The sequence below is a fragment of the Odoribacter sp. N15.MGS-14 genome (genome assembly GCF_000980245.1).
Taxonomy (GTDB): Bacteria; Bacteroidota; Bacteroidia; order Bacteroidales; family Marinifilaceae; genus Odoribacter; species Odoribacter splanchnicus.
Genome location: NZ_LARE01000019.1, coordinates 19,883 through 46,029 on the forward strand (window position 1 = coordinate 19,883; position 26,147 = coordinate 46,029).

The following is a 26,147-nucleotide window of genomic DNA, read 5'->3' on the forward strand; positions in this document are numbered from 1 at the left end:
AAAACGAAATCACATCATGCGTATAATCACATTAAGTCTATTACTGTGTGGTTTAGTCATACAAAGCTTCGGTGTACGACCGCCGTTAAAAGGTTACACCTATGCTTCGGAACAGGCTCCAACAGGAAAAGAGTGGCAATCTCCGGAAAATCTGGCTCTAAACAAAGAGCAGCCACATGCTTGGTTTTTTCCTTTTCAAGATATAAAAAGTGCCCGAAAAGTTCTGCCTGAAAACAGTATATATTGGCAATCGCTGAACGGTAACTGGAAATTCAACTGGGCAGCGGATCCGGATTCACGTCCCAAAGATTTTTATAAAACCGATTTCGACGTGACGGCTTGGGACAATATTCCGGTTCCTTCCAGCTGGAATATTTATGGAGTTCAGCAAGATGGCAGTTTGAAATACGGAGTACCCATCTATGTCAATCAACCTGTCATTTTTATGCATAGCGTAAAAGCAGACGACTGGCGGGGTGGCGTAATGCGTACGCCTCCAACGAACTGGACAACTTACAAATATCGCAATGAAGTGGGTTCTTTCCGTCGGGAATTCGAGATTCCCGAACACTGGGACGGACGTGAAGTATTTATCAGTTTTGACGGAGTCGATTCATTTTTCTATCTATGGATCAACGGAATGTATGTAGGTTTTTCGAAAAACTCACGCAATACGGCTAATTTCAATATTACCAACTATTTGCGTTCCGGGAAAAACATAGTCGCAGCAGAGGTTTACCGAAATTCCGACGGTTCTTTCCTGGAAGCTCAGGATATGTTCCGTTTGCCAGGTATTTTCCGCACCGTAGCACTTTATTCCACCCCTAAAGTACAGATACGTGATCTGGTTGCAACTCCGGATTTGGATAATAACCACACCGACGGTTCTCTGACAATTCAGGCCGATATCCGTAATTTTGGAAAGAAAACGGCCAAAGGATATAAAGTATGCTATAGTTTGTATGCCAACAAATTGTATTCTGACGAGAATGAACCGGTTATTCTGGCTAGAGATACTAAGGGAGCGGCTATCCGGAACAGTGTCGTTGCCCAGGTAGAACCTATTACCACAGGAAATACCCAGGAAGCGGAAAAAGTGGTTCTGAAAGTAAAAAATCCGAATAAATGGTCGGCAGAAACTCCTTATCGTTATACCCTGATCGCGGAACTGAAAGATCATAAAAACCGGAGTATCGAGACAGTATCTACGATTGTCGGTTTCCGGAAAGTGGAAATCAAAGACACTCCGGCTGATCAGGATGAGTTCGGCCTGGCCGGCCGTTATTACTATGTCAACGGCAAGACGATAAAATTAAAAGGGGTGAACCGGCATGAAACCAACCCGGCTGTAGGTCACGCTATAACCCGTGAGATGATGGAAAAAGAGGTTATGCTGATGAAGCAAGGTAATATCAATCATGTACGTAACTCACATTATACCGACGATCCTTACTGGTATTATCTCTGTAATAAATACGGCATTTATCTGGAAGATGAAGCCAACATCGAATCACATGAATACTATTACGGGGCGGCTTCTCTTTCTCATCCCGTTGAATGGAAAAATGCACATGTCGCCCGGGTAATGGAAATGGTACACAGCAATGTAAACAATCCTTCTATCGTCATCTGGTCGCTGGGAAATGAGGCAGGCCCCGGCCAAAACTTTGTCGCTGCCTACGAAGCTTTAAAACAATTCGATTTATCCCGTCCGGTACAATACGAACGGAACAATTCGATTGTGGATATGGGTTCCAACCAATATCCTTCTATCGGTTGGGTACGGGGAGCTGTAAAAGGAAATTATGATATTAAATATCCGTTCCATATCTCGGAATATGCCCATTCCATGGGTAATGCCTGTGGAAATCTGATCGACTACTGGGAAGCTATCGAATCTACTAATTTCTTCTGTGGCGGTGCCATTTGGGATTGGGTGGATCAGTCGATGTATAATTATGACAAGAAAACCGGTAAGCGTTATCTGGCCTATGGAGGAGATTTCGGAGATATCCCCAATGACGGTCAGTTTGTAATGAATGGTATTGTATTTGGAGATCTTGAACCTAAACCACAATATTATGAAGTGAAGAAAGTCTATCAGAATATGGCTGTGAAAGCGATTGACATCGAGAAAGGTCAATTCGGAATATTCAACAAATATTATTTTAAAGACCTTTCGGATTATGATGTAAAATGGTCCTTATATGAAAATGGCAAGGAAATACAATCCGGTCCTGTGACTACAGGCATTGTTCCTGCCCGCCATACGGTACAGGTAGTTATTCCTTATCAATACAATAATCTGAAGAAAGATTCCGAATATTTCGTAAAAGTGCAGTTTTTACTGAAAAACGATATGCCTTGGGCGAGAAAAGGATTCGTGGTTGCAGAAGAACAAATTCAGGTGAAAGAAGCCCACCGGCCTCTCATCAGCACGATGATAAGACAAGGCGGAAAACTGACCTGCGACAAAAGCAGGACTGCCCGCCTTGTGATCCAAGGGAATAATTTCAAAGTCGAGTTCGATGAATCCACAGGAACGATTTACAGTCTGACTTATGATTCAACAACAATCATAGCAGCAGGTAATGGACCGAAACTGGATGTACTCCGTGCTTTTACGAACAATGACAACTGGTTCTATTCTTCGTGGTTTGACCGTGGTTTACACCATTTACAACACAAAGCCAAAGAAACAACGATTATGAATAAACCGGACGGAAGTATTGTATTGGCTTTTACAGTAGAATCCCAGGCGCCTCATGCAGCAAAAATACTGGGTGGTACCAGTTCCGGTAAGAATACGATCGAAGAATTAACCGACACCCCTTTCGGTCCGAACGATTTCAAATTCACTACCAATCAGATTTGGACGGTTTATCCGGATGGTTCCATTGAATTACAGGCCAGTGTTACTTCCAATCAGCCTGATCTGGTATTACCCCGTTTGGGTTATGCCATGAAAATCCCTCAGGAATATGCCAATTTTACCTACTACGGACGTGGTCCGATCGACAATTATGCAGACCGGAAAAGCGGACAGTTCATTGAACAGCATAAGAATACGGTTGCCGGAGAATTTGTCAACTTCCCGAAACCTCAGGACATGGGAAATCATGAAGATGTGCGTTGGTGTGCCCTAACCAATCAGGCAAATCAGGGGGCTGTATTTATAGCCACCGATCGGTTATCCGTCTCCGCTTTACCATATTCGGCCCAGGATTTGATTCTGGCTTCCCATCCTTATCAGTTGCCACAAGCCGGCGACACCTGGTTGCATCTGGATGCAGCAGTGACAGGACTGGGAGGAAACAGTTGCGGTCAGGGTGGTCCTTTGGTAGCGGACCGGGTTTTCGCCAACAATCACAATTTCGGATTTATCATTCGTCCTGCCGGTAAAGACCTGAGTAAAATAGCCAATATCGCTCCTGCCGGAGAAATTCCATTGTCTATCACACGTAGTAAGTCGGGAACTGTAGAAATAACCTCAGCCCGTAAGAATGCAACAATTTGCTACACCGTTGGAAAAAGCAAAGTAAAAGAATACACAACCCCGATATCACTTCGTGAAGGAGGTCTGGTAACTGCCTGGTTCAAAGACAGACCTGCTATCAAAACGAAGATTTCCTTTGAGAAGCAGGAAAACATCCAAACTGTTGTGATCTATGCCAGCAGCCAGGAAGCCGGAGAGGGAGATGCTTCACACCTCACAGACGGAGATCCCAATACAATCTGGCATACGATGTATTCCGTAACAGTTGCCAAATACCCGCATTGGGTGGATCTGGATGCCGGAGAAGTGAAGAATATCAAAGGTTTCATTTACTTACCCCGCCAAGACGGCAATAACGGTAAGATCAAAGATTATAGCATCCAGGTAAGCATGGACGGTAAAAACTGGGGAACTCCTGTTCAGAAAGGTACTTTCGATAATAGCAGCAAAGAGAAGCAAGTTGAGTTTGCCAAACCGGTGCAAGCCCGTTATATCCGTTTCACAGCTTTAAGCGAACAGAACGGTCAGGACTTTGCCTCCGGTGCCGAAATAACGATTCTGGCAGAATAAAAACAGGATTTATCGATAATAATTGAAAATTCAACTGCCGGGATGAAGCTTTATTCAATAGAATAAAGCTTCATTTTATTATACAAGGTTTTACGGTCTATTTTCAATAAGCGTGCAGCCTCACTTTTATTGTTGTGGCATTTCGCCAATGCTTCACGGATAAGCTGTACTTCATTCTTTTCTCGCTTCAAAGCCAGATCTTCGATTTGAGGGACAGGATCCACAGCTGCCAATTCGGCCGGAATATCTTTCAAAGAGATAAAATCACCGAGACACAATAATGTCGCCCGCTTGACCACATTCCGCATTTCGCGAAGGTTACCGGGCCAGTTATAGTTTTTAAAGACAGACATTACCTCATCCTCGAAACCGATCACATCTTTTCCTAGTTCTTCATTCGAGGCAGCCAGAAAATGATTGGCAAAAACCGGAATATCTTCCTTTCTTTCACGCAAACTTAAAGCTTTTAAAGAAAATTCATTCAGACGATGATAAAGATCCTCCCGAAAATTCCCCTCGGCCACAGCCTTTGTCAGATTCTCGTTCGTAGCGGATATAATACGTACATCAAAAGCGATCTCTTTATCACTCCCCACAGGCTTCACTTTACGTTCTTCCAAGGCCCGTAGCAACTGTACCTGCACATCGTAACTCAGATTTCCGATTTCATCGAGGAAAATCGTCCCTCCCGAAGCAGCCACAAAATAACCCGTCTTATCGTTCACAGCTCCCGTAAAAGCCCCCTTCACATGTCCAAAAAATTCACTGGCTGCCAAATCCTTGGGGATCGCCCCACAATCGACGGCAATAAAAGGCGCCTCCTTACGATTGCTCTGAGCATGAATCAAACGGGCTATGTACTCTTTACCGGAACCACTTTCTCCGGTAATCAATACAGTCATCATAGTCGGAGCTACCAATCGAATATATTCGTAAAGTTTGTCGGCTTCCAGACTCGTACCTTTGATGTATGGCACCGATTGGGGCTTTTTTGTCCGCTTTTTTTGTTCGGGAACAGCAGTCTGTTCCAAAGTGTCCTGGATCTTTTTCAAAATCTCGTCCGGAATGACGGGCTTCGCCACATAATCGAAAGCCCCTAATTTCATCGCCAATACCGCAGTTTGTATATCAGCATAACCGGTCATCAAAATCACCTGAACCTCAGGAGTCGATGCCTTGATATTTTTCAACAAATAAATTCCGTCCTCATCCGGTAAACGCAAATCTGTCAACACGACATCATATTTCGTCCCTTTCAGCTTCGCCAAAGCTTCACGGCAAGAAAAAGCATTCTCTACTTCAAACCCTCTTTTTGTCAACCATGTTTTCAACATCAGACAAAAAGTGGTATCGTCATCTACCAATAAAATTTTAGCCATATACCAATTTATAAAACAGTCGAACCGACTGAACTGTTTTACAAAATTAGGAAACTAACTCCACGAAACGAAGCATTTATCTTTTTTTTCGCAAAAAAAGTCAATTCAAAGGCGAATTTTTCAAAAAATATTTAACTTTGCATCACAAAGTAATTTGAAATATGAATAATCAGGAAGCTTTAAACACTTTAAACGACATCCGGAACATGATGGAAAAGTCCACCCGGTTTGTCTCATTCAGCGGATTGTCCTCTATCGTTATCGGTATATACGCCTGTATCGCCGCGATAATTGCTTATTCTATCCTGGGAAATACAACACCGGTACCCAGACTGGATGTCGACACGCCTGCGAAACTACAACTTTTGATCGTCTTCGCTTCTTTACTGATTATCGTTTGTATCGTTACGGTCATCCTGATGTGCAGGCACAAAGCCCACCAAAACAACCAATCTCTTTTATTCGATTTCAATACCAAAAGGCTACTGTGGAATTTCTTCCTGCCTTTGGTTGTAGGCGGAATACTTTGTATATCATTGATCTGGCAAAGCCATTATGGCCTTACTTCTTCGATCATGCTGATATTCTATGGCGTCGCTCTGATCAGTGCGTCGAATTATACGTTTTCCAATACCCGCTATCTGGGTTATGCGGAAATCGCTCTCGGCCTGGCCGATAGTTTTGTAGAAAATTATGCTCTGTTGTTTTGGGTCGTCGGCTTCGGCCTCTTTCATATCGTCTACGGTATCTTTTTTCATTTGAAATACGAAAAAAAGAACAAATGAAACTAAACCTGGAAGATATTAATAAGGCCTTTGAAAGTAAAGCCCGGTTAGGAATCATGTCGGTACTCCTGGTCAATGAATCCATCGATTTTGTATCCTTGAAAAATTTGCTTGAACTAACCGATGGTAATCTGGCCAGCCATACCCGGAATCTGGAGGAATTGGGGTATATCCGAAGCTACAAACAATTTATCGGCCGTAAACCCAACACCACCTTTTCTGTCACCCCCGAAGGAAAAGAAGCTTTTAAAAAACACCTGAATGCCCTGGAAAATTTTCTAAAAAATCAACTGGAATAATAATATCTATTTTTTTACACTTATACTTTGAAATACAAAGTTCTTTATTAAATAAATTTAAACTCTTCTGATTATGGAAACACAAATCTCTTTTTCCAACCAGGAAAAATACCCACGCCAAGGGTTTATGCAACGGAATGCCTTGTCTGTCAAAATTATTTTAATCGGAGTTTTAATTCTCATTCTCCTGATTCCGCTTGCAATGATCCGGGGATTAATCTCGGAACGTTCCGAAACCGCCTCGGAAGCAACAACGGAAGTACAAAACAAATGGAGCAGCTCACAATTGGTAACAGGCCCTTTCATCAGTATTCCCTGCTATGAAAACTACGAAGAGACTTATTATGAAAACGGAGCCACGAAAATCAGGGTAAAGAAAGTCAAAAACTATATCCATATTCTTCCCGAGCTTCTGGATATTACAGGAAATGTAGAAACCGAAGAACTGAGTCGTGGTTTATACGATATTGTCGTATATAAAACGCCGTTAGTATTAAAAGGCAAATTTATCATCCCGGAACATTTCGAAACCACCATTTTGCCCGAAGACATAGCGCTTCAGCATGCGACCTTGAATCTGGGGATTTCCGATCTTCGGGGAATCAGCGAACAAATAACTGTCGACTGGGGTAAAGAAACGCTTCAATTCAACCCAGGATTACCTTCGGATTTTATTTTATCTTCGGGTGTTTCCTCCGTACTACCTCAACACCAAAAACTTCAGGCCGGAGATTCGATTGAATTTTCGATCCAACTACAGCTTAAAGGCTCAGAATCGATTCAATTCAGTCCCTTCGGTAAAACGACACAAATCCACCTAACCTCCAATTGCACTACCCCGAGTTTTACGGGAGCCTTTTTACCGGAGAACCGTGAGATTACGAACAGCGGTTTCACTGCCGACTGGAAGGTATTGAACCTCAACCGAAATTACCCCCAGGTATTCACCAGTAACCAGTACCACAATGAAGAAGAACTCTCTTCTTTCGGAGTCAACCTCTTATTACCCGTACAACAATACCAGCAATCTATGCGCTCCGTGAAGTATGCCTCCCTGATTATCATTCTTACTTTTGTGATCAGTTTTTTTGTGGAAGTGATGCAAAAAAAGAATATCCATCCTTTCCAATATTTACTGATAGGACTTGGCTTATGTTTATTTTATACGTTATTGATCGCCATTTCGGAACATCTGGGGTTTAATTTAGCCTATCTTATTTCAGCGATCATGACTATTATTCTATTGACACTATATATGCGGGGAATTCTCAAAATCCGGAAAACAGCCTTTACAATAGGCGGATTGCTGGCTCTATTATATCTCTATATCTTTGTATTGATTCAAATGGAGACTTACGCTTTATTAGCCGGTAGCCTCGGATTATTCATCATCCTGGCGGTCATCATGTATTATTCACAAAAGATCAACTGGAACGGAGGAATGAAATAGTAGGTTTATTTTTTCTTTCTATTCCGATTCCGGGTTTTGTGCCGTCAGACCGGTTCGCCTGGAACGGTCCGGTAAGGCTTTCCTTCACTGACCGGCGGAACTCGCTTCGCTCAGACACCACCGGTCAGTGAAAGAAAAAGCTAGATAACCGACAGAAGCGACCGCGTCCCCGAACACGAACACCGAAGACGAACAAGGACCGGAATAATTCTACATTTTAGGTATCAGAAACTATATCAAGGCAACCATTTGTACGGTTTTAACGGTTTCCTGACTCAGATATTCCCCATCCGCCGTGTAATAAACGATCAATTTATTGCGATCGCCTTTCAGAATCAGTTTATAAACCGAATTCTCTTCAAAAGAAAACTGTTCAATAGCGTAAGCGACATATTTTGAAATCACAGCCGACTTGACAGCCTGGGGCAATTCTGTCCGTACTTCGTTCTTTTTTTCCACTTTCTGGAGTAAGGATTCTGAAGTAGGGACCAGATCTACGGCAAATGCAGATAATGTAAACGCCCCAACCACAATAGCGATCCATAATGTTCTCTTTATATTTTTCATGCTCCTTGTCTTTTAAAGTTTTTTCTGTTTTATATAGAAGACAAGAAAAATATATGCCACAAAAAACAGCAATGGTCAGAGCGGATACAAAAGCCTAAAAATCAAATCATTATCCCAAACGATATATTTCAAAAAATGGGGAATCGATTCCCCAACAGTGTGGAAAAGTGTGGAACTATTCCATTAATTCTGCTTCTGCCCGCCACACCTGCTCCGGCTTCCATTCCGAACTATGGCGTTCAAATTTCTCCCGAATCTGCTGCAAACACAGATTGCCGATACTTCCTTCATGGGTATGATGTAAAGGCCGGGAAGTATCCCCCCTATATTCTCCGAGCTGCACTTTTTCAGCGACCATCCGGTAAGCTTCGCGAAAAGGAATCCCCGCAGCGACTCTGTCATTTACTTCTTCAACCGTAAAGAGATAACTGTATTTTTTATCCTGAAGAATCAGCGGATTCAATTCGATTTCTTTCAACACCATCTCTGTCATAAACAGACAATCGGTCAGTTCTTTAAATGCCGGCAAATATATCTCCTTACTCAACTGCATATCCCTGAAATACCCGGAAGTCAGGTTCGCACAAAGCATAGCCATCTGTGTAGGCAGAGACTGAATCCGGTTGGTCTTCGCCCGGATCAACTCGAAGATATCCGGGTTTTTCTTATGAGGCATAATACTGGAACCGGTGGTAAACCGATCGGGAAGTCTGAGAAAACCAAAATTTCCACAAGCAAACAAACACACGTCTGCAGCCAGTTTCCCCAGTGTCGTCGCAACAGTAGCCAAAGCAAAGAGTACATTTTTCTCCATTTTCCCTCTTTGCATCTGGGCGTAAACTGAATTATAAGCCAGATCGCCGAATCCCAATAACCGGGTCGTCATCGTCCGGTTTAAAGGTACAGAAGAACCATAACCGGCTCCCGATCCCAAGGGATTGGTATTGACCATATCGTAAGCAGCTTTCAACATCAACAGGTCGTCTGCCAAAGACTCCGCATAAGCGCTAAACCACATGCCGAATGAAGAAGGCATAGCGATTTGCAGATGGGTATACCCCGGCATCAGAATATCTTTGTTGGCTTCTGCCTTTTCCATAAGCAAATGAAACAAGGAGGTCACCTGTTGCAGCACATCGATCAAGGCAGTACGGGTAAACAGTTTCAGATCGGTCAGTACCTGATCATTACGGGAACGCCCTGTATGAATCTTTTTACCGGCTTCCCCACACTTTCGGGTGAGGAGGCATTCTATTTGCGAATGGATGTCCTCTATCCCCGCCTCAATATGAAATTTTCCCTGTTCTATTTCAGCGAAGATATCTTTCAACCCTTGCGCCAAATCTTTCAATTCACCATCGGAAATCAGCCCGATATGATGCAGCATTTTTAAATGAGCCATATTACCTAATACATCGGCTTTCGCCAACATTACATCCAACTCTCTATCTTTACCGATCGTAAATTCTTCGGTGAAACGATCGATGTCGTATCCTTTATCCCAAAGTTTCATATGAGTATCATTTTAATTTTAACGATCCCCTGTCAGCCTCCCTCCCAGATCATTTTCCGGAGGATACCAGTAGGGTAACCGACCGATTATACATAGGCTTAAAAACAAAAGCCATCCAACAATTTAACAAAGAGCATGATTCCTTCCTCTATTTCATCCAATCCGATATATTCATCGGCCGTATGGCTACGGTCACTGTCCCCCGGTCCGATCTTCAGCGATGGATAAGGGATAACGGCCTGATTGGAAGTTGTAGGCGATCCGTAGGTTTTCAAGCCTAAATCCTTACACCGCAATACGATCGGGTGATCGATAGGAATAGCCGAAGAGTTGAGAGAAAAAGAACGGGGCCGGACTTCACTTTTCACATTTCTGCGAATCGTCTCGTAAATATCGGAATTCGTATAATATTCATTTACCCGGATGTCTACCATAAACCGGCATTCAGCCGGTACAACATTGTGTAAGGTTCCGGCTTCGATTCCGGTCACAGTCATTTTTACTTTACCTAATAAAGGAGATTCCTTCCCGAAGCGGTAGGACCTGAACCATTCGATATCGGATATCGCTTCGTAAATAGCATTCAGTCCTTCATTTCTTGCCGCATGTCCGGATTTTCCTTTCGCGACACAATCGACGACCATCAAACCTTTTTCAGCAATAGCTGCCTGCATGCCTGTGGGCTCACCGATCAGGGCCAAATCGATTTTACCTAAGTTGCCGACAATACGCTGTATGCCATTTTTTCCGGTATTCTCCTCCTCTGCCGACTCGAGACAAACCAGATTATAGGCCTGTTTCTTTTCTGCCAATTGTAGAAAAGCGGCCATCATGGCAACTACACTACCACCGGTATCGTTACTCCCTAAGCCGTATAATTTTCCATCTTCCACTACGGCAGTAAACGGATCTTTCTCCCAGTTTCCATTCGGCCGAACGGTATCCAAATGAGCATCCAGCAGAATCGTCGGTTTTACCGGATCGAAATTCCGGGATTTTACCCATACGTTATTTCCACTTCGTTCTGCGGAATATCCATGTTCTGCCCACGTAGCTACCATCAAATCGGCTACCCGTTCTTCATTCCCGCTGAACGAAGGAATAGAAATCATTTTCTTTAAAAGTTCTATGGTCTCCATATTTCGTCTTTTATCTTAAAACCGTTCCCCCGTCCAAATGGCAGAGATCCGTCAAACGCACCGATTTTACTCCGGCCTTTATAGTTTTAAAAGCATTATCGAGTTTAGGGATCATCCCTGCATGAATCGCCCCTTGTTCCAAATATCCGGCATACTTTTCTTTATCGAGCACCGGGATCACCGAATCCGCATCGTTTACATCCAGCAATACGCCGGGTTTATCGAAACAAAATATCAATTCGGTATCATCGATCCGGCTCAGAGCAACCGCCACAGCTCCGGCAACACTATCGGCATTGGTATTTAAGAGTTGTCCCGCTCCATCGTATGTAATCGGAGAAATGACCGGCATCACCTGCCGATGCAACAGACCGGCCAAAACCCCGGTATCCACGCGATCGATATCTCCGACAAATCCCCAATCGATTTCTTTCACCTCCCGCTTATGTGCCAGAATCACTTTTTGGTCACATCCTGACAGGCCGCAGGCATTCACATTCCGTACCTGTAAAGCTGCGACCAGTTTTTTATTCGCCCATCCGGCATAGGCCATCACGGCAACCTCCAGGGTTTCCCGGTCGGTAATCCGCCGGCCATCGATCATACGGGTCCTGATCCCCAAACGCGCAGACAATTGTCCGGCCATACTTCCCCCTCCATGTACCAATACACTATCCCGGTAGCAGGCGGATAATTCATCACACAAGCCGTTCAATACAGCATCGTTCTCGATCAGTTTACCACCGATTTTTATTATTCTGATCATAAAGAATTTATTAAGTTTATAAAGTGATCCGTACCCCGAAGACACCAGGCTGCCAGGTACCGATCAGCGACTACAGGTCTCGCCGACCTTCTCCTGTAACCGAGCCATCCCATTGTCCATCGTTTGCCGGAAAGCCTTCAAAAATTCATCCACTTCTTTCCGGGTAATGATCAAAGGCGGAAGTAAACGAAGGGTATAATTTCCACTATATCCTGTCATTATCCGGTGTTCGGAGATCAATCTCTTCCGGACCTCTTCCTGTGAAATTTTCACGTCTACTCCTATCATCAAGCCTTTTCCCCGTACTTCCTTCACCCCCGGCATATTCTTCAATTCCTGAATCAGATATTTCCCCAAGCCGGCAGCATTATTGACCAAATATTCTTGTTGTATAACCTCCAATACTGCCAGAGCAGCGGCACAAGCCAGATGATTTCCGCCGAAAGTAGTCCCGAGCATTCCTTTACGGGCTTTAATCTTAGGCGAAATCAACAAACCACCTATCGGAAAGCCGTTGCCCATCCCTTTAGCCATCGTGATGATATCCGGTAAAACACCGGCATGCTGATGAGCGAAGAATTTACCTGTACGCCCATATCCGGATTGTACTTCGTCTACAATCATCAGAGTACCTGTAGAGGTGCAAAGTTCGCGCATCGACTGCAAGAAACCGGTATCAGGCATTTGTATACCACCGACTCCCTGTATACCTTCGACAATCACAGCAGCATAAGCACCGGTCTCCAGTTCACTTTCCAATGCCTTCCGATCGTTCAATCCAATAAAAGTCACCTCATGACATCGGTTCAAGGGTGCTTGAATGGCCGGATTATCCGTCACCGCCACCGCCACACTCGTCCTACCGTGAAACGCAGCTCTCATAGCCAGTATTTTGGACCGGTCTGTAATGAAAGAGGCCAGCTTCAACGCATTTTCGTTCGCTTCGGCTCCACTATTGCAAAGGAATAAGTTGTATTCCGGATAACCGGAAACTTTTCCCAATAGCAAAGCCAATTCATCCTGTAAAGGATTCCTCACCGCATTCGAATAAAAACCGATCCGATTCAGCTGGCGAGTCATTTTCTCCACATATACCGGATGGCTGTGACCGATGGAAATCACGGCATGTCCTCCATAAAAATCAAGATATTTATCCCCATTTTTATCCCAGAGGTAAGCTCCTTTGGCTTTTACCGGTTCCAAATCCAATAAACTATAAACTTCGAATAATCCCATAATAAAAAAGGTAAAAAGGTAAAGGTAAAAAGCTGAAAGAAACATCGCTTCCAGGCTTTCAGTCAAAAATAGTTGGCCTTCAGACGGAGACCGGTTGTTTCTTCCAGGCCAAAAAGCAAGTTCATATTTTGAACTGCCTGGCCGGAAGCCCCCTTCAGCAGGTTGTCGATCACTGAAGTGATCAGCATTTGTTCGCCTTGCTTAGAGATATGAATATAGCAGTAGTTCGTATTCACTACTTGTTTCAGATACAACGGTTCGTCAGAGACATATACAAAAGGATGTGTATTATAATAAGCTTTATAAAGGGCTGTAATGCCTTCGATCGTAATATCCGTACGAATCACCGTATTGACCAGTATTCCCCGGGTATGGCACCCCCTCACCGGTACAAAAGCCAAATCGGGGAAGCCTTTTGCTCCTGCTCTCACCAAAGTCTCCCGGATTTCATCCAAATGCTGGTGGGTGAAAACCTTATAATTGGAGAGATTATTACAACGATTACTGAAATGAGTATCTGCTGTCGGCTTTTGGCCGGCACCGGTCGATCCGGTAATCCCCACAACAGTAATCTCTTCCGGTAAGCGCCCGATCGAAGCCAACGGAATAAGTCCCAGCTCGATGGCTGTAGCGAAACATCCCGGGTTAGCTACATATCGCCCCTTTCTAATCTCTTCACGGGACAACTCAGGCAGGCCATAAATAAAACCGTTGGACTCCTTTTCCAAACGAAAATCATTCCCAAGGTCGATAATCTTCACATTTGCAGGGATCGGATGAACATTCAGAAATTTTCCCGACACCCCATGTCCCATACAGAGAAAGAGTACGTCAATATCTGAAAAATCGATATCCGAGAAAACAAGCCGGGAATACAACAAATCTTGATGTACTTTATATACCGGCAATCCCTGGTGGGATTCACTCTGAATATATCTGAGTTCTGCTCCGGGGTGGCCGATCAGTATCCGGATCAATTCCCCCGCTGTATAACCGGCAGCTCCGGCAATTCCTACTCTCATTGCAATTTATTTTCAGGGTTATAATCCATTTACTACATTGTATATCCGCAAAGGCATCGACAATATTTTAGTAAAGCCTTTCACATCGTCTGCTGTCCAGGCCTTATTCATTTCACCATACTCGGCAAATCCCGAATTCATGAGATCATGTTCCGACTCGATACCGATCAGATCGAAATGATAAGGCCGAAGGCGAATGAATACTTTGCCGCTTACTTTTTGCTGACTATTTTCTAAAAATCTTTCAATATCCCTCATCACAGGCTCTGAGTACATCGCTTCGTGGAGGAACATCCCGTACCAATTACCCAGTTGTTCTTTCCAATATTGTTGCCATTTCGTCAGTGTATGTTTTTCGAGCAATTCGTGTGCTTTAATGATCAGCATCGGAGCAGCAGCCTCAAACCCTACCCGTCCTTTAATCCCGACCAGGGTATCTCCCACATGGGTATCCCTACCGATCGCCCAAGCGGCACCGATCTCTTCTATTTTACGAATGGCAGCGATCCGGGAAATTTTCTCCCCGTTTACTCCTACGATCTCTCCCTGCCCGAATTCCAGCTCAAGTGATTCGCAACCTTCTTTCACGAGAGGAGAAGGATAAGCCTTATCCGGTAAATTCGTATTGGAATGTAAAGTTTCTTTTCCCCCGACAGAAGTTCCCCATATACCTTTGTTTACCGAATATTCCATTTTCTTCCAATCGGAATGGACACCATGGGCTTTCAGGTACCCGATCTCCGTTTCCCGGGAAAGTCTCAGATCACGTGTAGGAGTAATTACTTTCATCTCCGGGGCAAAAACAGCAAAACACAAATCGAAACGCACTTGATCGTTTCCTGCTCCTGTACTCCCGTGAGCGATATATTGTGCTCCCACTTTTTTTGCATAGTTCACGATAGCCAATGCCTGGAAAATCCGTTCGGAGCTCACCGATACAGGGTAGGTTTTATTCCGCAAAACATTACCGAACACCATATAACGGATACACTTCTCATAATAATCCTCTGTCACATCCAGGTTAACATGTTCCTTCGCCCCCAATTCATAAGCTTTTTCTTCGACAGTTTTCAGCTCGGCTTCGGTAAATCCTCCGGTATTTGCCAAAGCGGTATATACTTCCAGGCCCAATTCTTCGCTCAGGTATTTTACACAATAAGAGGTATCCAATCCTCCGCTATAGGCCAGTACTACTTTTTCTTTCATGGTTTTATCCTGACTATTAAATCACTTTTTTCAACAATTTTACAATCCTGTTGCTTTGTTTTTTCTCTTCCAGCTTTTTATCCGCTTCTCTTTTTGCAACAACTTCGGGATCGTACACCATACCGGTACACAAGCATTTCGTCATATTCGTCCGGAGCAGGATATCATAATTGACACAGGATTTACATCCCGCCCAAAACTGTTCGTCGTCCGTCAGTTTAGCAAAGGTCACCGGTACATATCCCAATTCGGTATTGATACGCATCACTTGTTCACCGGTCGTCAAACCGAATAATTTTGCATGGGGGAACTTTTTTCTGGACAAATCGAAAGCAGCTTTTTTGATCCGCTTAGCGACTCCCATTCCCCGGTAAGACGGCTTTACAATCAATCCTGAATTAGCCACAAACTTTTCATGACCCCAGGATTCGATATAACAAAATCCTACAAACTCTTCCCGGTTTAGAGCAATAATCGCTTTTCCCTGATTGATTTTATCGGCGATGTATTCGTCGGTTCTTCGTGCAATACCCGTCCCCCGGGCTTTTGCAGCCTCATCAATGGTATCGTTTATTACTTTTACATACTTCAAATGCCCGACCGAAGCAACCATAACATCTATTTTCATCTCACCTGAAAATTTTAATGATTTATATTGATATTTCTAAATTGTGCCTGAACGAACCTCTTCATTCAAACAACAGGACAAAGATATGCATAAATATTTATTACAAACAAATATTTATGCAATTATTTCATCACCATCCCGGAAAAACACTTGAATATAATCGAATTATTATTTAAAATAAATGCATAATTATCCACAAATCAGATTTATACCTTCTTTTTTTTCTCGTCATTTGCCGAGAAGAAGAGCGACAAAAACTAACAATACCTAAAAATAAAAGAATTTTAACTTATAATTTGTTACGCAAACGTTCTCGATTTAGAAAAATTTTCATAGTTTTGCTCCGTAACCGTTAACAAAGGATTTATGGAAGGAAATACGATACTTAATCCCAATCCACTGGTGAAATTCTTGAATAAGCCTCAAAAAGAGTTCACCAAAGCGGATATTATCCGATATGTGACGAAAAACGATATTGAAATGATCAATTTTCGTTATGCCGGAGCAGACGGACGATTGAAAACACTGAACTTCATTATTAACAGCCTGGAACACCTGGATAGCATTCTGACCTATGGTGAACGGGTGGATGGATCCAGTTTATTTCCTTATATACAGGCCGGTTCAAGCGATTTATACGTGATACCCCGTTACCGGACTGCTTTTTTGAACCCTTTCAGTGATATTCCTGCACTAGACATTCTTTGCAGTTACTATACGAAAGACGGTAAACCTTTGGAGAGCGCTCCGGAGTATACCCTTCGCAAGGCCCACGAAGAGTTTAAGAAAGTTACCGGTATGGAATTTCAGGCTATGGGGGAACTGGAATATTATGTCATCAGCGAGAAAGAAGACTTATTCGAGACACCGGATCAGCGAGGATACCATGAATCTATGCCTTTCTGCAAATGGGCCAATCTCCGAAAGGAAGCAATGCGTGCCATCGCACAAGCGGGAGGACAAATCAAATACGGCCATTCTGAAGTCGGGAATTTCACGATCGGTAACTTGCAATACGAACAGAATGAGATCGAATTTTTGCCGGTCGATATAGAAGAAGCTGCCGACCAGTTGGTTATCGCCAAATGGATACTCCGGACACTTGCTTATCAATATGGGGTAGACCTGACCTTCGCACCCAAGATCACGACAGGAAAAGCCGGAAGCGGATTACATATCCATACCCGTCTGATGAAAGAAGGAAAAAACATGTATATCGAAAACGGTCAACTTACGGAAGCGGCCAAAAAAGCTATTGCCGGTATATTGGAAATAGCTCCTTCTTTGACAGCTTTCGGTAATACAAATCCGACATCTTATTTTCGTCTGGTACCGCATCAGGAAGCTCCGACCAATATCTGCTGGGGCGACCGTAACCGTTCGGTGCTGGTACGTGTACCTCTGGGTTGGACACAGGGAGCCAATGAAATGATCACCGATGCCAATCCTCTCGAGCAAGCAGGCCATGCAGACCTGAGTACTAAACAAACCATAGAATTTCGTTGTCCGGACGGATCGGCCGATGTGTATTTGTTATTAGCCGGACTTGCAGTAGCCGCACGGCATGGTTTCGAGATGCCCGATGCCCTCCCATATGCAGAGGAACGGTATGTCAATGTCAACATTTTCGACGATGCCCATAAGCATATAGCAGAACGATTGAGCCATCTACCGACTTCTTGTGCAGAATCGGCCGAATGCCTCGCTAACCAAAGAGCCATATATGAAGCTCAGGGCGTTTTCAGTGCCAGCTTAATCGATGGAATGATCGACAAACTAAATTCATATCACGATAAAACCTTACGGCAAGACATCAGTAACCATCCTGAAAATATTCAGGCACTGGTGAAGAAATTTATCAATGCCGGATAAACTTATAACCAATTACTACTATCTATACCACAAACTTGAGAGACTGCCGGCAACGGCAGTTTTTTTATTCTCACCGAACCCGGATCCGGATAAAAGCGTTAAACAGAGAAAAATTCAACGCTATGAAAATTTATAAACGACCGGGATTATTACTTTTAGTTTTCTATCTGACTATTTCTGCTGTCTGGGGGCAGAAAAATGTAAAAGGTTCGGGATATGTCCTGACACAACAGCGTGAAACAGCAGATTTCACCAGTATCGAAATTTCCCGGGGAATCGATGTCGCTATCGTCCGGGGAGAAATGGAACCGATCACCGTAGAGGCTGACGATAACCTGTTTTCTTATATTAAAACTACGGTCAAAAACAAGGTATTAAAAATTTATATTCCGGACAGCGTAAATATCGTCAAATACGCTTCGATGAATGTATTGATCAGTATGCCGACCCTCGGGAGTCTGAAAGCCTCCAACCATTCCAGAATAGATGCCTGGCCTCAAATCTGGAACCTCCGGACAATCCGTCTGGAAGCAACAACCGGAGGCCAGATCCGGATCAGACTAAAAGCCGAAGATATTCAGGCAGAGGCACGCACCTCCGGAATCCTGGAGATCAAAGGAGAAGCCCAAAACTTACAAGCCATTTTGAAAACAGCAGCCCGTCTGGAAGCCCGGGAATTGGAAACTCAAAATGCGGACATCCAATTATCCATCGGAGCCAAAGCCGAGATACAAGTAAACCAACGGTTGACCTATGATTTATACGGGCATTCCCGCTTGGTTATAAAAGGGAATCCACAAATCGAAAATTCACATAATTATTCAGGAAGCAGAATCATAAAAGAAAAATAGTTAACCTAGAAAGTTGTGTATTTTGCTTAAAAATTATTGTCTTTAAAAAAGTGAACCGGAAAAACATTGATAATCCGTTAAAGATAGTATATGTTTGCAAACAAAATACGGAGTCGCATGAGCAAACCTATCTTTCTCACTTTTATACTGACACTGATAATTTCATGTGCAACCCACACCCCTAACCCGTCTTCATGGCTAGACAAGCGATCTACACCGGTAACTCAGGATTCGATCTGCCGTCTCATCAGCTATTGTCAAACCCAAGCCAATATCGAAATACAACATGGAAATTATGCCGAAGCCCTTTATTGGAAAGACGAAACCCTCCGATTGAAAGACACCCTCCTTTCAGTCCGGAATTCATCCGGCATCTCCCATACCCCGATGATAAACTACTCGCAAATCCTGTTACTCATCATCATTTGCCTATTTACTTTTTCCCTTATCTCTCTTTTCCTTTACTTCCGCCACCGGAAATTGAAAGTCCAGTATGAAAAATTATCCGAAACAATCAAACACCGGGAATGGAGTTTTATGATGACAAAAGAATTCATCACCGAAAATCATATTGCCTATGATGAACTGGAACGCCTGCTAAATCGGGAAAAAAGCCTCCATCATTTATCTTCGGAAAGTTACAAAAGACTTTACGAAGCTTTAATCCAGCAAAAAGCAAATTCTTCCGGGCGACTAATCTACCGGTTGACGAATTTTGACGGTAACTTCAGTATCCGGTTTCAACGCATGTTTCCCGAATGTAATACAGACGAATTATTATTAGCCAGTATGATTCACCACCAGTGGAGGATGACAGACATGACCACCATTTTCCACGCAAGCCCCGAAGCCCTGCGAAAGAGAAAAAACCGACTGGCGCATAAAATCTCGACGAAACTTCAAAAAGAAATCGATCTGGATGAGTTTCTGAAAAATTTATAAACTGGATTTTCTAACCGATAAAAAGATTAAAATTGGGTAGACAAAAAGCAAATTGAAATGGAGTGTCCACCCATTTCAAAAACATCAAACACATATTTATCAATTATTTAACTAAACATTATTTCTCTATTTGTCCACCACAATGTCCGAAACCGATATTCAAAAAAAAATAGATTTCACCTTACCTTTGTCAGGTTACAAACCATTCTACGGATACAACAAAAATTTAGTTATCGAACGATCATAATCATAGGATTTGTCGGTTGACCCTCCCAAGTCGTAAACCGACCAAAAAACGAACCTTTCGTTTTCTGCAGAGCATAAAATTACAGGGATATTCTCACCAAGCTTTTTTTTCTCTTTGTAATTATTTATTATGACTCTGCAGTTTTTATTTCTTTATATTAAATATTCATTGTTATCTTTGTGTTCAAACCTATAATTCATCACACATGAGAACTTTTATATTCACATTCATTTGTTTTCTGATCGTATCGATCGGCAAAGCAGAAGAAGCACGTTTAATCCGCTTTCCCCATATCAACGGTAAACAGATCGTTTTTTCGTATGCCGGCGATTTATACACGGTAAGCGATCAAGGAGGAACAGCCCGCAAATTAACTTCGGATATCGGATACGAAATGTTTCCACGTATTTCACCGGATGGAAAATACATTGCATTCACCGGGCAATACGACGGAAATACAGAAGTATTTGTGATCCCTTCGGCAGGTGGTATTCCCCGGCGTCTGACCTATACCGCAACCCTGAACCGGGATGATTTAGGCGACCGGATGGGCCCTAACAACATCGTCATCGGCTGGACCCCGGACAGCAAACATATCCTGTTCCGCACCCGGCAATTCACTTTCAACGACTTTACCGGACAATTAATGACTGTTCCCGCCGAGGGAGGAGAAGCTGTCGAAATCCCCCTCAAAAACGGAGGCTTCGCATCTTATTCCCCGGATGGGAAAAAACTGGCTTACAATTATGTATTCAGAGAATTCCGTACCTGGAAAAGATATCAGGGAGGTATGGCCGACGACATTCGGATTTATGATTTCGACACACACCAATCACAGAAAATAACAGACGAAATCCGCCAGGATATCATTCCCATGTGGTCCGCAGACGGGAATAAAATATACTTCATTTCCGACCGGGACGATATCATGAATCTCTATGTTTATAACTTATCGGATAAGACTACCCGCCAATTAACCTTCAACAAAGACTACGACATCAAATTCCCAGCCCTGGGAGGAGATCAGATCGTATATGAACAAGGCGGTATCCTCTATAAATTCGACACCCGGACCGAAAAGGCTTCCCCGATTCCTGTCGAGATCGATAACGACCAAAATTGGGCGCGACCGGAATGGAAGGATGTCAGCGGACAAATCAGCAGAATGGACGTTGCCCCCAACGGAGAACGGGTTGTCGTCGCCGCCCGGGGAGATATTTTCACCCTACCGGCAAAATCCGGTATTACCTATAATCTGACCAATTCCTCAAATGCCAACGACCGCAATCCGCAATGGTCGCCGGATGGAAAATGGATCGCCTATATCTCGGACAAAAACGGAGAATTCAATATCTGGCTGAGAGATGCTTTTACCGGAGAAGAAAAAATGCTGACGAAAGATTTGAAAACCTATATCTTCGATCTGAAATGGGCTCCCGATTCCCGCTCCATTCTTTGGAGTGAAAAAAAGAATACCCTTAATCTGACTCAGGTAAGCGATGGGAAAACCGAAGTTATCGCCAGTTCCGGTGTCGGACCGATCAACTCGTTCAACTGGTCACAAGATAGCCGGTATATCACCTACATCCAACCGGAAAAAGAGATGGATAATATCATCATTTATGACCGGAATAGCAAAGAAAAACATCAAATGACCGACGGTTGGTATAATGTCAGTTCACCGAATTTCAGTAAAGACGGTAAATACCTGGTTTTCGTATCTGCCCGTACCTTCAACCCGACCTACAGTAGTACGGAATGGAACCATGTGTACAACAATATGAATAAAATATACATTTTGCCTCTTACCCAAGATGCCACCATTCCCTTTGCTCCGGAAAACGACAATCCGAAAGCTCCCCAACAAACACCGACCACCAGGGAGACCAAGAAATCCGAAGCAACGAAAGAGCATCCGAAAAATGAATACGACTATACGAATATCGCCAACCGGATTATCGAACTACCAGTCTCAGCAGGAAATTACCACGATCTGCATATGATCGGTAATCAGGTTTATTTCAACCGTTATGGTAATACCAGTATATATAACCTGAAAGACCGGAAGGAAACAGATCTGAATAGCCGGATCATTTTCGGTCCGGGTTATGAAAAAGCAATTGCACAATCAGGCAGGGCTTTTCAGGTCATCGACATCCCTAATGCCCCGGTAAGTGTAAATCACCCGATTTCTACTTCGGACCTGAAAAAATACATCGACTATCATCAGGAATGGATGCAAATCTACAATGAAAGTTGGCGGCAAATGCGAGATTTCTTCTACGCTAAAAATATGCATGGAGTAGATTGGCAAGGAGTGTATGAAAAATACAAAGTCCTGATTCCTCATGTCAATCACCGGACAGACCTCACTTATGTCATCGGAGAAATGATCGGAGAACTGAGTGTCGGCCATGCTTATTCTGCCAACGGTGAACATCCGACACCCGCAAGAATCCCGATGGGCTTGTTAGGCGCCCGTTTCAAAAAAGATCCTTCGGGTTATTTTAAAGTGACCAAAATCATAGAAGGAGCCAACTGGAACGAAGCGACTCGTTCGCCCCTGACTATGCCCGGCGTGGAGGTAAAAGAAGGTCATTATATTTTGGCCATCAACGGCAAATCGCTGAAAGAAACCGAGAATCTCTTTAGCGAACTGATCGGCAAAGCTGGCAAAACGGTAGAACTCACAGTGAATACCCGGCCTGAAACAGCAGGGGCCCGCCAGGTATTAGTAACCCCACTCAGCGACGAATCGCAACTTTATTATTACAATTGGGTACAAAATAACATCAGGAAAGTGAGTGAAGCCACCAACGGAGAAGTAGGTTACATCCATATTCCGGACATGGGTGTCGACGGGCTGAACGAATTCGTCAAGCATTATTACCCGCAATTGGGTAAAAAAGCCCTGATCATCGACGATCGGGGCAATGGCGGCGGAAATGTATCTCCGATGATTACCGAGCGCCTGATGCGTACCCCTCATTTTTATACGATGCATACCAACCAGACTTCGGGTTCGGTAAGTCCGGTAGGCACTTTCCTCGGACCGAAAGTGTTATTGGTAAACGAATACTCGGCATCCGACGGAGACCTGTTCCCCTATCGTTTTAAATTCAATAAACTGGGTACGGTCATCGGCCACCGGACATGGGGAGGAGTAGTCGGTTACAGCGGCACCATTCCGGTAGTCGACGGAGGTTCTATCGTCACCCCCTCCTATGCTCCTTTTGCAGCTGACGGTAGCGGCTTTATCATCGAAGGTCACGGGGTAGATCCGGATATTCTGTTGGAAAACGATCCTTACCTGGAGTTCAACGGCGAAGACCAACAATTGAACAAAGCCATCGAAGTGATCCTGGAAAAACTGAAAACCGAAAAGAAAGAAGTCCCGGCAATACCGGAATTTCCCGTAAAATAAAACATCGGATTTCAAATTAAAATATCTCCTGCAGATGTTCTATTTATCCCCCTCAAATACAGAACTCTGCAGGAGATTTTTGTACCTATTCGTCTCCGGTGTTATCATTGCATGGCAAGCTAAACCGGAGCTGAAAACCATAAATTTCAATGAAAGAAGGTTTCCTGATCTCTTATATTAGAATCAGATTTAAAATCAATTTCTTACAGAAAACTATTCCGATCAAGTAATTCAGCTATCCATACATCCGGTTAGGTTTAAAGTACCCCCTTCATAAATAATTGCTAATTTTGAGCCGACAGAACTTATTGACATGTCCCAGGACATCGAAATTCTCTAGTTTTTTTGCCGTCAAAACTTATTTTTAATCGTTTTTTTCACCCACAGCTTCAGGTAAGAGCCTGAGGAAGACAGTTCTTTGCCATATAGTAAATAAGTCAACTGCCCTTTACTGAAGCGCGTGGGCAGTTCCAACCAGTAATCGCCAAACGTCAGTTTCGGCACACGGAACGAAAGCTTTGTTTTTCATCAATATCGACCTGATAAGTCGGAAGTCTTTCTTCTAATTCATATTTTAGCATTAAGTCCGGGTATGCGGACTTATAACCATATAAAACAGCAGCTTCATCATCTACATAAAAAATATCGGGACTTAAATCATTGAATTTATATTTAATAACAGGATTTCCATCATAATCAAAAGACTCCAGAATATCACTATTTTCTTTGGCATCTTTATTTCTGCATCCCCGGTATAGAGCATAGAATCTTTTCTTTCCGGCAACTATATCTACATAATGATATTCATTTTCTGTAAAATCGTCTGTTAATTTTTGAGGGCGGTAATCCCCGATCAATCGCTTTTTCAGTTTCAAAGTACTGACATCATAAATATCGATCTGCTTTTTATAATGATAAGCGACAATAATCACCGAATCATTGGCAGCCATCACCCCATCTCCATCGGACAAATAGGAATTTACCCTATTTTTAGATCCAATTTTCAATTCCCCCATATTTTTCCCATTTTTCAAATCGTATAATTTTACCAAAGGCTGTGTAGGCATTAAACTATATACACATATAGAATCCCGGATCAAATGCATAAAATTAAAAGTTTCGTATTTATCCAAATGATAATCTTGCTTTACAGTAATATGTGCATTAGAATCTACTGAAAAACAACGAATCAATCTAACGTCGGAATATCCCCATATATAAACATCATTTCCCGGAGCTTCTACAAACATAGGCAAGATAAACTCACCGGGACCTTTTCCTTTTATCCCAAAACTTTTACAGTGCTGCAAATCAGATAAAGCATACAAATAAACCATAGAATCCGATCGGGTACTGATCATGAACAAATAATCCCCTTTCTTTATCATAAAATCGGCCAAAAGAATCTCGTCGATCTTAACCGATATCATTTCTAAATTCTTCTCATTTGTAAAAGAATAAAACTCTTTATGCGTACAAGCTATGACCAGCACCACACCCAAAAACAGACAAAACAGATTTCTCATAGAGATACAAATAAATAAGGGGGTGATCAAAAAAATTTGACACCCCTTAAAATCAAAATTTTCATAAGCAATTTCTGTAGGGTTGAAAGAGATTGATGCGTATTATAAATATATTAAATAAATGGAGAGATTATGAATCAGATAGAAATAGACCGACTTATTCAGAAATCTTTGACAGAAGAATTGACCAAAGAAGAGAAAATAGAATTATTGGTGTGGCTGGATGAGAATGATGATCATAAACGAATGTATGCAGCAGTCCGTGATGTACAGGCATTGACGGTAGCGTTGAATGCCAAGAAGGCTGTATCGAGGGCTCGTCACAGGGAATGGTGGAGGATAGCTGCAGCCTGTATCGGATTTTCTTTGGCGATATGGGGATTATATACGTTAATTGGACGGGAAAATGATAGAGTTTCGACCGTAGCAACGGCAGAGGATGAAATCAGGTTAATATCTGCTGGGCTGACTTATACAATTACTGCTGATTCGGCGACAGAAAAGGTGGTTGAGCAACAACAATTACTACAAATCGTACCAAGTGATCATCAGCAATTTAATCGTTTGATTGTGCCTCGTGGTAAAGTATTTTCTGTCCGGCTTTGTGACGGAACGGTGGTTCGGCTAAATTCAATGAGTGAGTTACGTTTTCCTTCGGAGTTTGTTGGCGATAAGCGGTCGGTTGAACTCACCGGAGAGGCATTTTTTGATGTAGCCCGTGATACAGCCTGTCCTTTTGTAGTGACTACTGAAAATAGTACAGTTTGTGTGGTAGGTACACAGTTCAATGTTGCTGCTTATGCCGGTGATGAACAAGAAACCGTTTCTCTGTTGGAAGGATGTGTAGAGACTATAGCGATGGGACAGCAGATGGAATTGATGCCCGGAGAACAGGTGACAGTAATTACAGGGATACAGGAAATGAAGAAATCCGTCTTTAATCCGGAAGAAGTAATGGCCTGGATGGATGGTTTTTTCTTTTTCGAAGACCAGCCCCTTGATGTTGTACTGAAAACTGTCGGACGATGGTATCAGGTAGAATTTAAGTTTGCAGAGGAGGAGTTAAAGGAAATGAAAGTCTATGTGCGTATGCGGAGGGAAAAACCGATAGAAGATCTTTTCCGGGCACTTGAAGCAACCGGGAAAATTTCTTTCGATAATGCAGAAGGAGCTTCGCCTGTTATTATAAAAAAAGAAAGAATGAAATGATGTTTAATTAATAACCTAAC

General features: G+C 43.0%; 18 protein-coding genes and 2 pseudogenes. 10 read left to right on the forward strand and 10 right to left on the reverse strand.

Features of this window, described 5'->3' with window-relative positions; all coding sequences use genetic code 11:
• Positions 1-16 precede the first annotated feature (16 nt).
• Positions 17-2,413, forward strand: a pseudogene (locus tag WS34_RS15895) (glycoside hydrolase family 2 TIM barrel-domain containing protein); the annotation flags it as partial.
• Positions 2,414-2,503: 90 nt separating this feature from the next.
• A pseudogene (locus WS34_RS15900) lies at positions 2,504-4,066 on the forward strand (beta-galactosidase small subunit-related protein); the annotation flags it as partial.
• A gap of 50 nt (positions 4,067-4,116) precedes the next feature.
• Here WS34_RS15900 and WS34_RS06240 read toward each other — a convergent pair.
• The gene (locus WS34_RS06240) at positions 4,117-5,445 is read right to left on the reverse strand and encodes a sigma-54-dependent transcriptional regulator (protein ID WP_013612988.1); all 1,329 of its coding nucleotides are present in this window, start codon (positions 5,443-5,445) and stop codon (positions 4,117-4,119) included.
• Positions 5,446-5,606: 161 nt separating this feature from the next.
• On the opposite strand from WS34_RS06240, the gene WS34_RS06245 reads away from it, so the two are divergent.
• The 3 genes from WS34_RS06245 to creD all read left to right on the forward strand — a co-directional run bounded on the left by WS34_RS06245 (position 5,607) and on the right by creD (position 7,979).
• Positions 5,607-6,230 (forward strand): hypothetical protein, encoded by a 624-nt coding sequence (locus WS34_RS06245; protein ID WP_013612987.1) that lies wholly within the window; start codon positions 5,607-5,609, stop codon positions 6,228-6,230.
• Positions 6,227-6,529, forward strand: coding sequence for a winged helix-turn-helix domain-containing protein (locus WS34_RS06250; RefSeq protein WP_013612986.1), 303 nt, complete (start codon positions 6,227-6,229; stop codon positions 6,527-6,529). Before WS34_RS06245 ends, WS34_RS06250 begins: the two co-directional genes overlap by 4 nt.
• A 73-nt stretch (positions 6,530-6,602) precedes the next feature.
• The gene (gene creD / locus WS34_RS06255; protein ID WP_013612985.1) at positions 6,603-7,979 is read left to right on the forward strand and encodes a cell envelope integrity protein CreD; all 1,377 of its coding nucleotides are present in this window, start codon (positions 6,603-6,605) and stop codon (positions 7,977-7,979) included.
• A gap of 231 nt (positions 7,980-8,210) precedes the next feature.
• On the opposite strand, the gene WS34_RS06260 is transcribed toward creD, so the two are convergent.
• The 8 genes from WS34_RS06260 to WS34_RS06295 all read right to left on the reverse strand — a co-directional run bounded on the left by WS34_RS06260 (position 8,211) and on the right by WS34_RS06295 (position 16,056).
• Positions 8,211-8,546: a hypothetical protein gene (locus tag WS34_RS06260; protein ID WP_013612984.1), complete on the reverse strand. Its 336-nt coding sequence runs from the start codon at positions 8,544-8,546 to the stop codon at positions 8,211-8,213.
• Between the two features lie 175 nt (positions 8,547-8,721).
• Entirely contained in the window at positions 8,722-10,059 is a 1,338-nt protein-coding gene (gene argH, locus WS34_RS06265) for an argininosuccinate lyase (RefSeq protein ID WP_013612983.1), read from the reverse strand.
• A 98-nt stretch (positions 10,060-10,157) separates the two neighbouring features.
• Positions 10,158-11,198: a M20 family metallo-hydrolase gene (locus tag WS34_RS06270; RefSeq protein ID WP_046403790.1), complete on the reverse strand. Its 1,041-nt coding sequence runs from the start codon at positions 11,196-11,198 to the stop codon at positions 10,158-10,160.
• Positions 11,199-11,208: 10 nt separating this feature from the next.
• Complete coding sequence (argB, locus tag WS34_RS06275) at positions 11,209-11,964, reverse strand: acetylglutamate kinase (protein ID WP_046403791.1); 756 nt, start codon at positions 11,962-11,964, stop codon at positions 11,209-11,211.
• 63 nt (positions 11,965-12,027) lie between these two features.
• Positions 12,028-13,200, reverse strand: a complete 1,173-nt coding sequence (locus WS34_RS06280; RefSeq protein ID WP_013612980.1) for an aspartate aminotransferase family protein — start codon at positions 13,198-13,200, stop codon at positions 12,028-12,030.
• Between the two features lie 62 nt (positions 13,201-13,262).
• Positions 13,263-14,222 carry an N-acetyl-gamma-glutamyl-phosphate reductase gene (gene argC, locus WS34_RS06285; protein ID WP_046403793.1) on the reverse strand — a complete coding sequence of 320 codons (960 nt, stop codon included), beginning with the start codon at positions 14,220-14,222 and terminating at the stop codon, positions 13,263-13,265.
• Positions 14,223-14,240: 18 nt separating this feature from the next.
• Entirely contained in the window at positions 14,241-15,428 is a 1,188-nt protein-coding gene (locus WS34_RS06290) for an argininosuccinate synthase (protein WP_046403796.1), read from the reverse strand.
• A 16-nt stretch (positions 15,429-15,444) separates the two neighbouring features.
• A complete protein-coding gene (locus tag WS34_RS06295; RefSeq protein ID WP_046403798.1) occupies positions 15,445-16,056 on the reverse strand; it encodes a GNAT family N-acetyltransferase in 612 nt (203 codons plus the stop codon).
• Between the two features lie 366 nt (positions 16,057-16,422).
• Between WS34_RS06295 and WS34_RS06300 the strand changes: the two genes are divergently transcribed.
• The 4 genes from WS34_RS06300 (at position 16,423) to WS34_RS06315 (ending at position 23,392) form a co-directional block, all read left to right on the forward strand.
• The gene (locus tag WS34_RS06300; protein ID WP_013612976.1) at positions 16,423-17,928 is read left to right on the forward strand and encodes a glutamine synthetase family protein; all 1,506 of its coding nucleotides are present in this window, start codon (positions 16,423-16,425) and stop codon (positions 17,926-17,928) included.
• Positions 17,929-18,050: 122 nt separating this feature from the next.
• Positions 18,051-18,779 (forward strand): head GIN domain-containing protein, encoded by a 729-nt coding sequence (locus WS34_RS06305; RefSeq protein ID WP_022159786.1) that lies wholly within the window; start codon positions 18,051-18,053, stop codon positions 18,777-18,779.
• Between the two features lie 117 nt (positions 18,780-18,896).
• The gene (locus WS34_RS06310; RefSeq protein ID WP_046403801.1) at positions 18,897-19,721 is read left to right on the forward strand and encodes a hypothetical protein; all 825 of its coding nucleotides are present in this window, start codon (positions 18,897-18,899) and stop codon (positions 19,719-19,721) included.
• Between the two features lie 452 nt (positions 19,722-20,173).
• Positions 20,174-23,392, forward strand: a complete 3,219-nt coding sequence (locus WS34_RS06315; RefSeq protein ID WP_046403804.1) for a S41 family peptidase — start codon at positions 20,174-20,176, stop codon at positions 23,390-23,392.
• 491 nt (positions 23,393-23,883) lie between these two features.
• Here WS34_RS06315 and WS34_RS06320 read toward each other — a convergent pair whose 3' ends face one another.
• The gene (locus WS34_RS06320) at positions 23,884-24,918 is read right to left on the reverse strand and encodes a BF3164 family lipoprotein (protein WP_286693656.1); all 1,035 of its coding nucleotides are present in this window, start codon (positions 24,916-24,918) and stop codon (positions 23,884-23,886) included.
• A gap of 132 nt (positions 24,919-25,050) precedes the next feature.
• Here WS34_RS06320 and WS34_RS06325 point away from each other — a divergent pair, with 132 nt between their 5' ends.
• Positions 25,051-26,127 carry a FecR family protein gene (locus WS34_RS06325; protein WP_046403809.1) on the forward strand — a complete coding sequence of 359 codons (1,077 nt, stop codon included), beginning with the start codon at positions 25,051-25,053 and terminating at the stop codon, positions 26,125-26,127.
• The last annotated feature ends 20 nt before the right edge of the window (positions 26,128-26,147 follow it).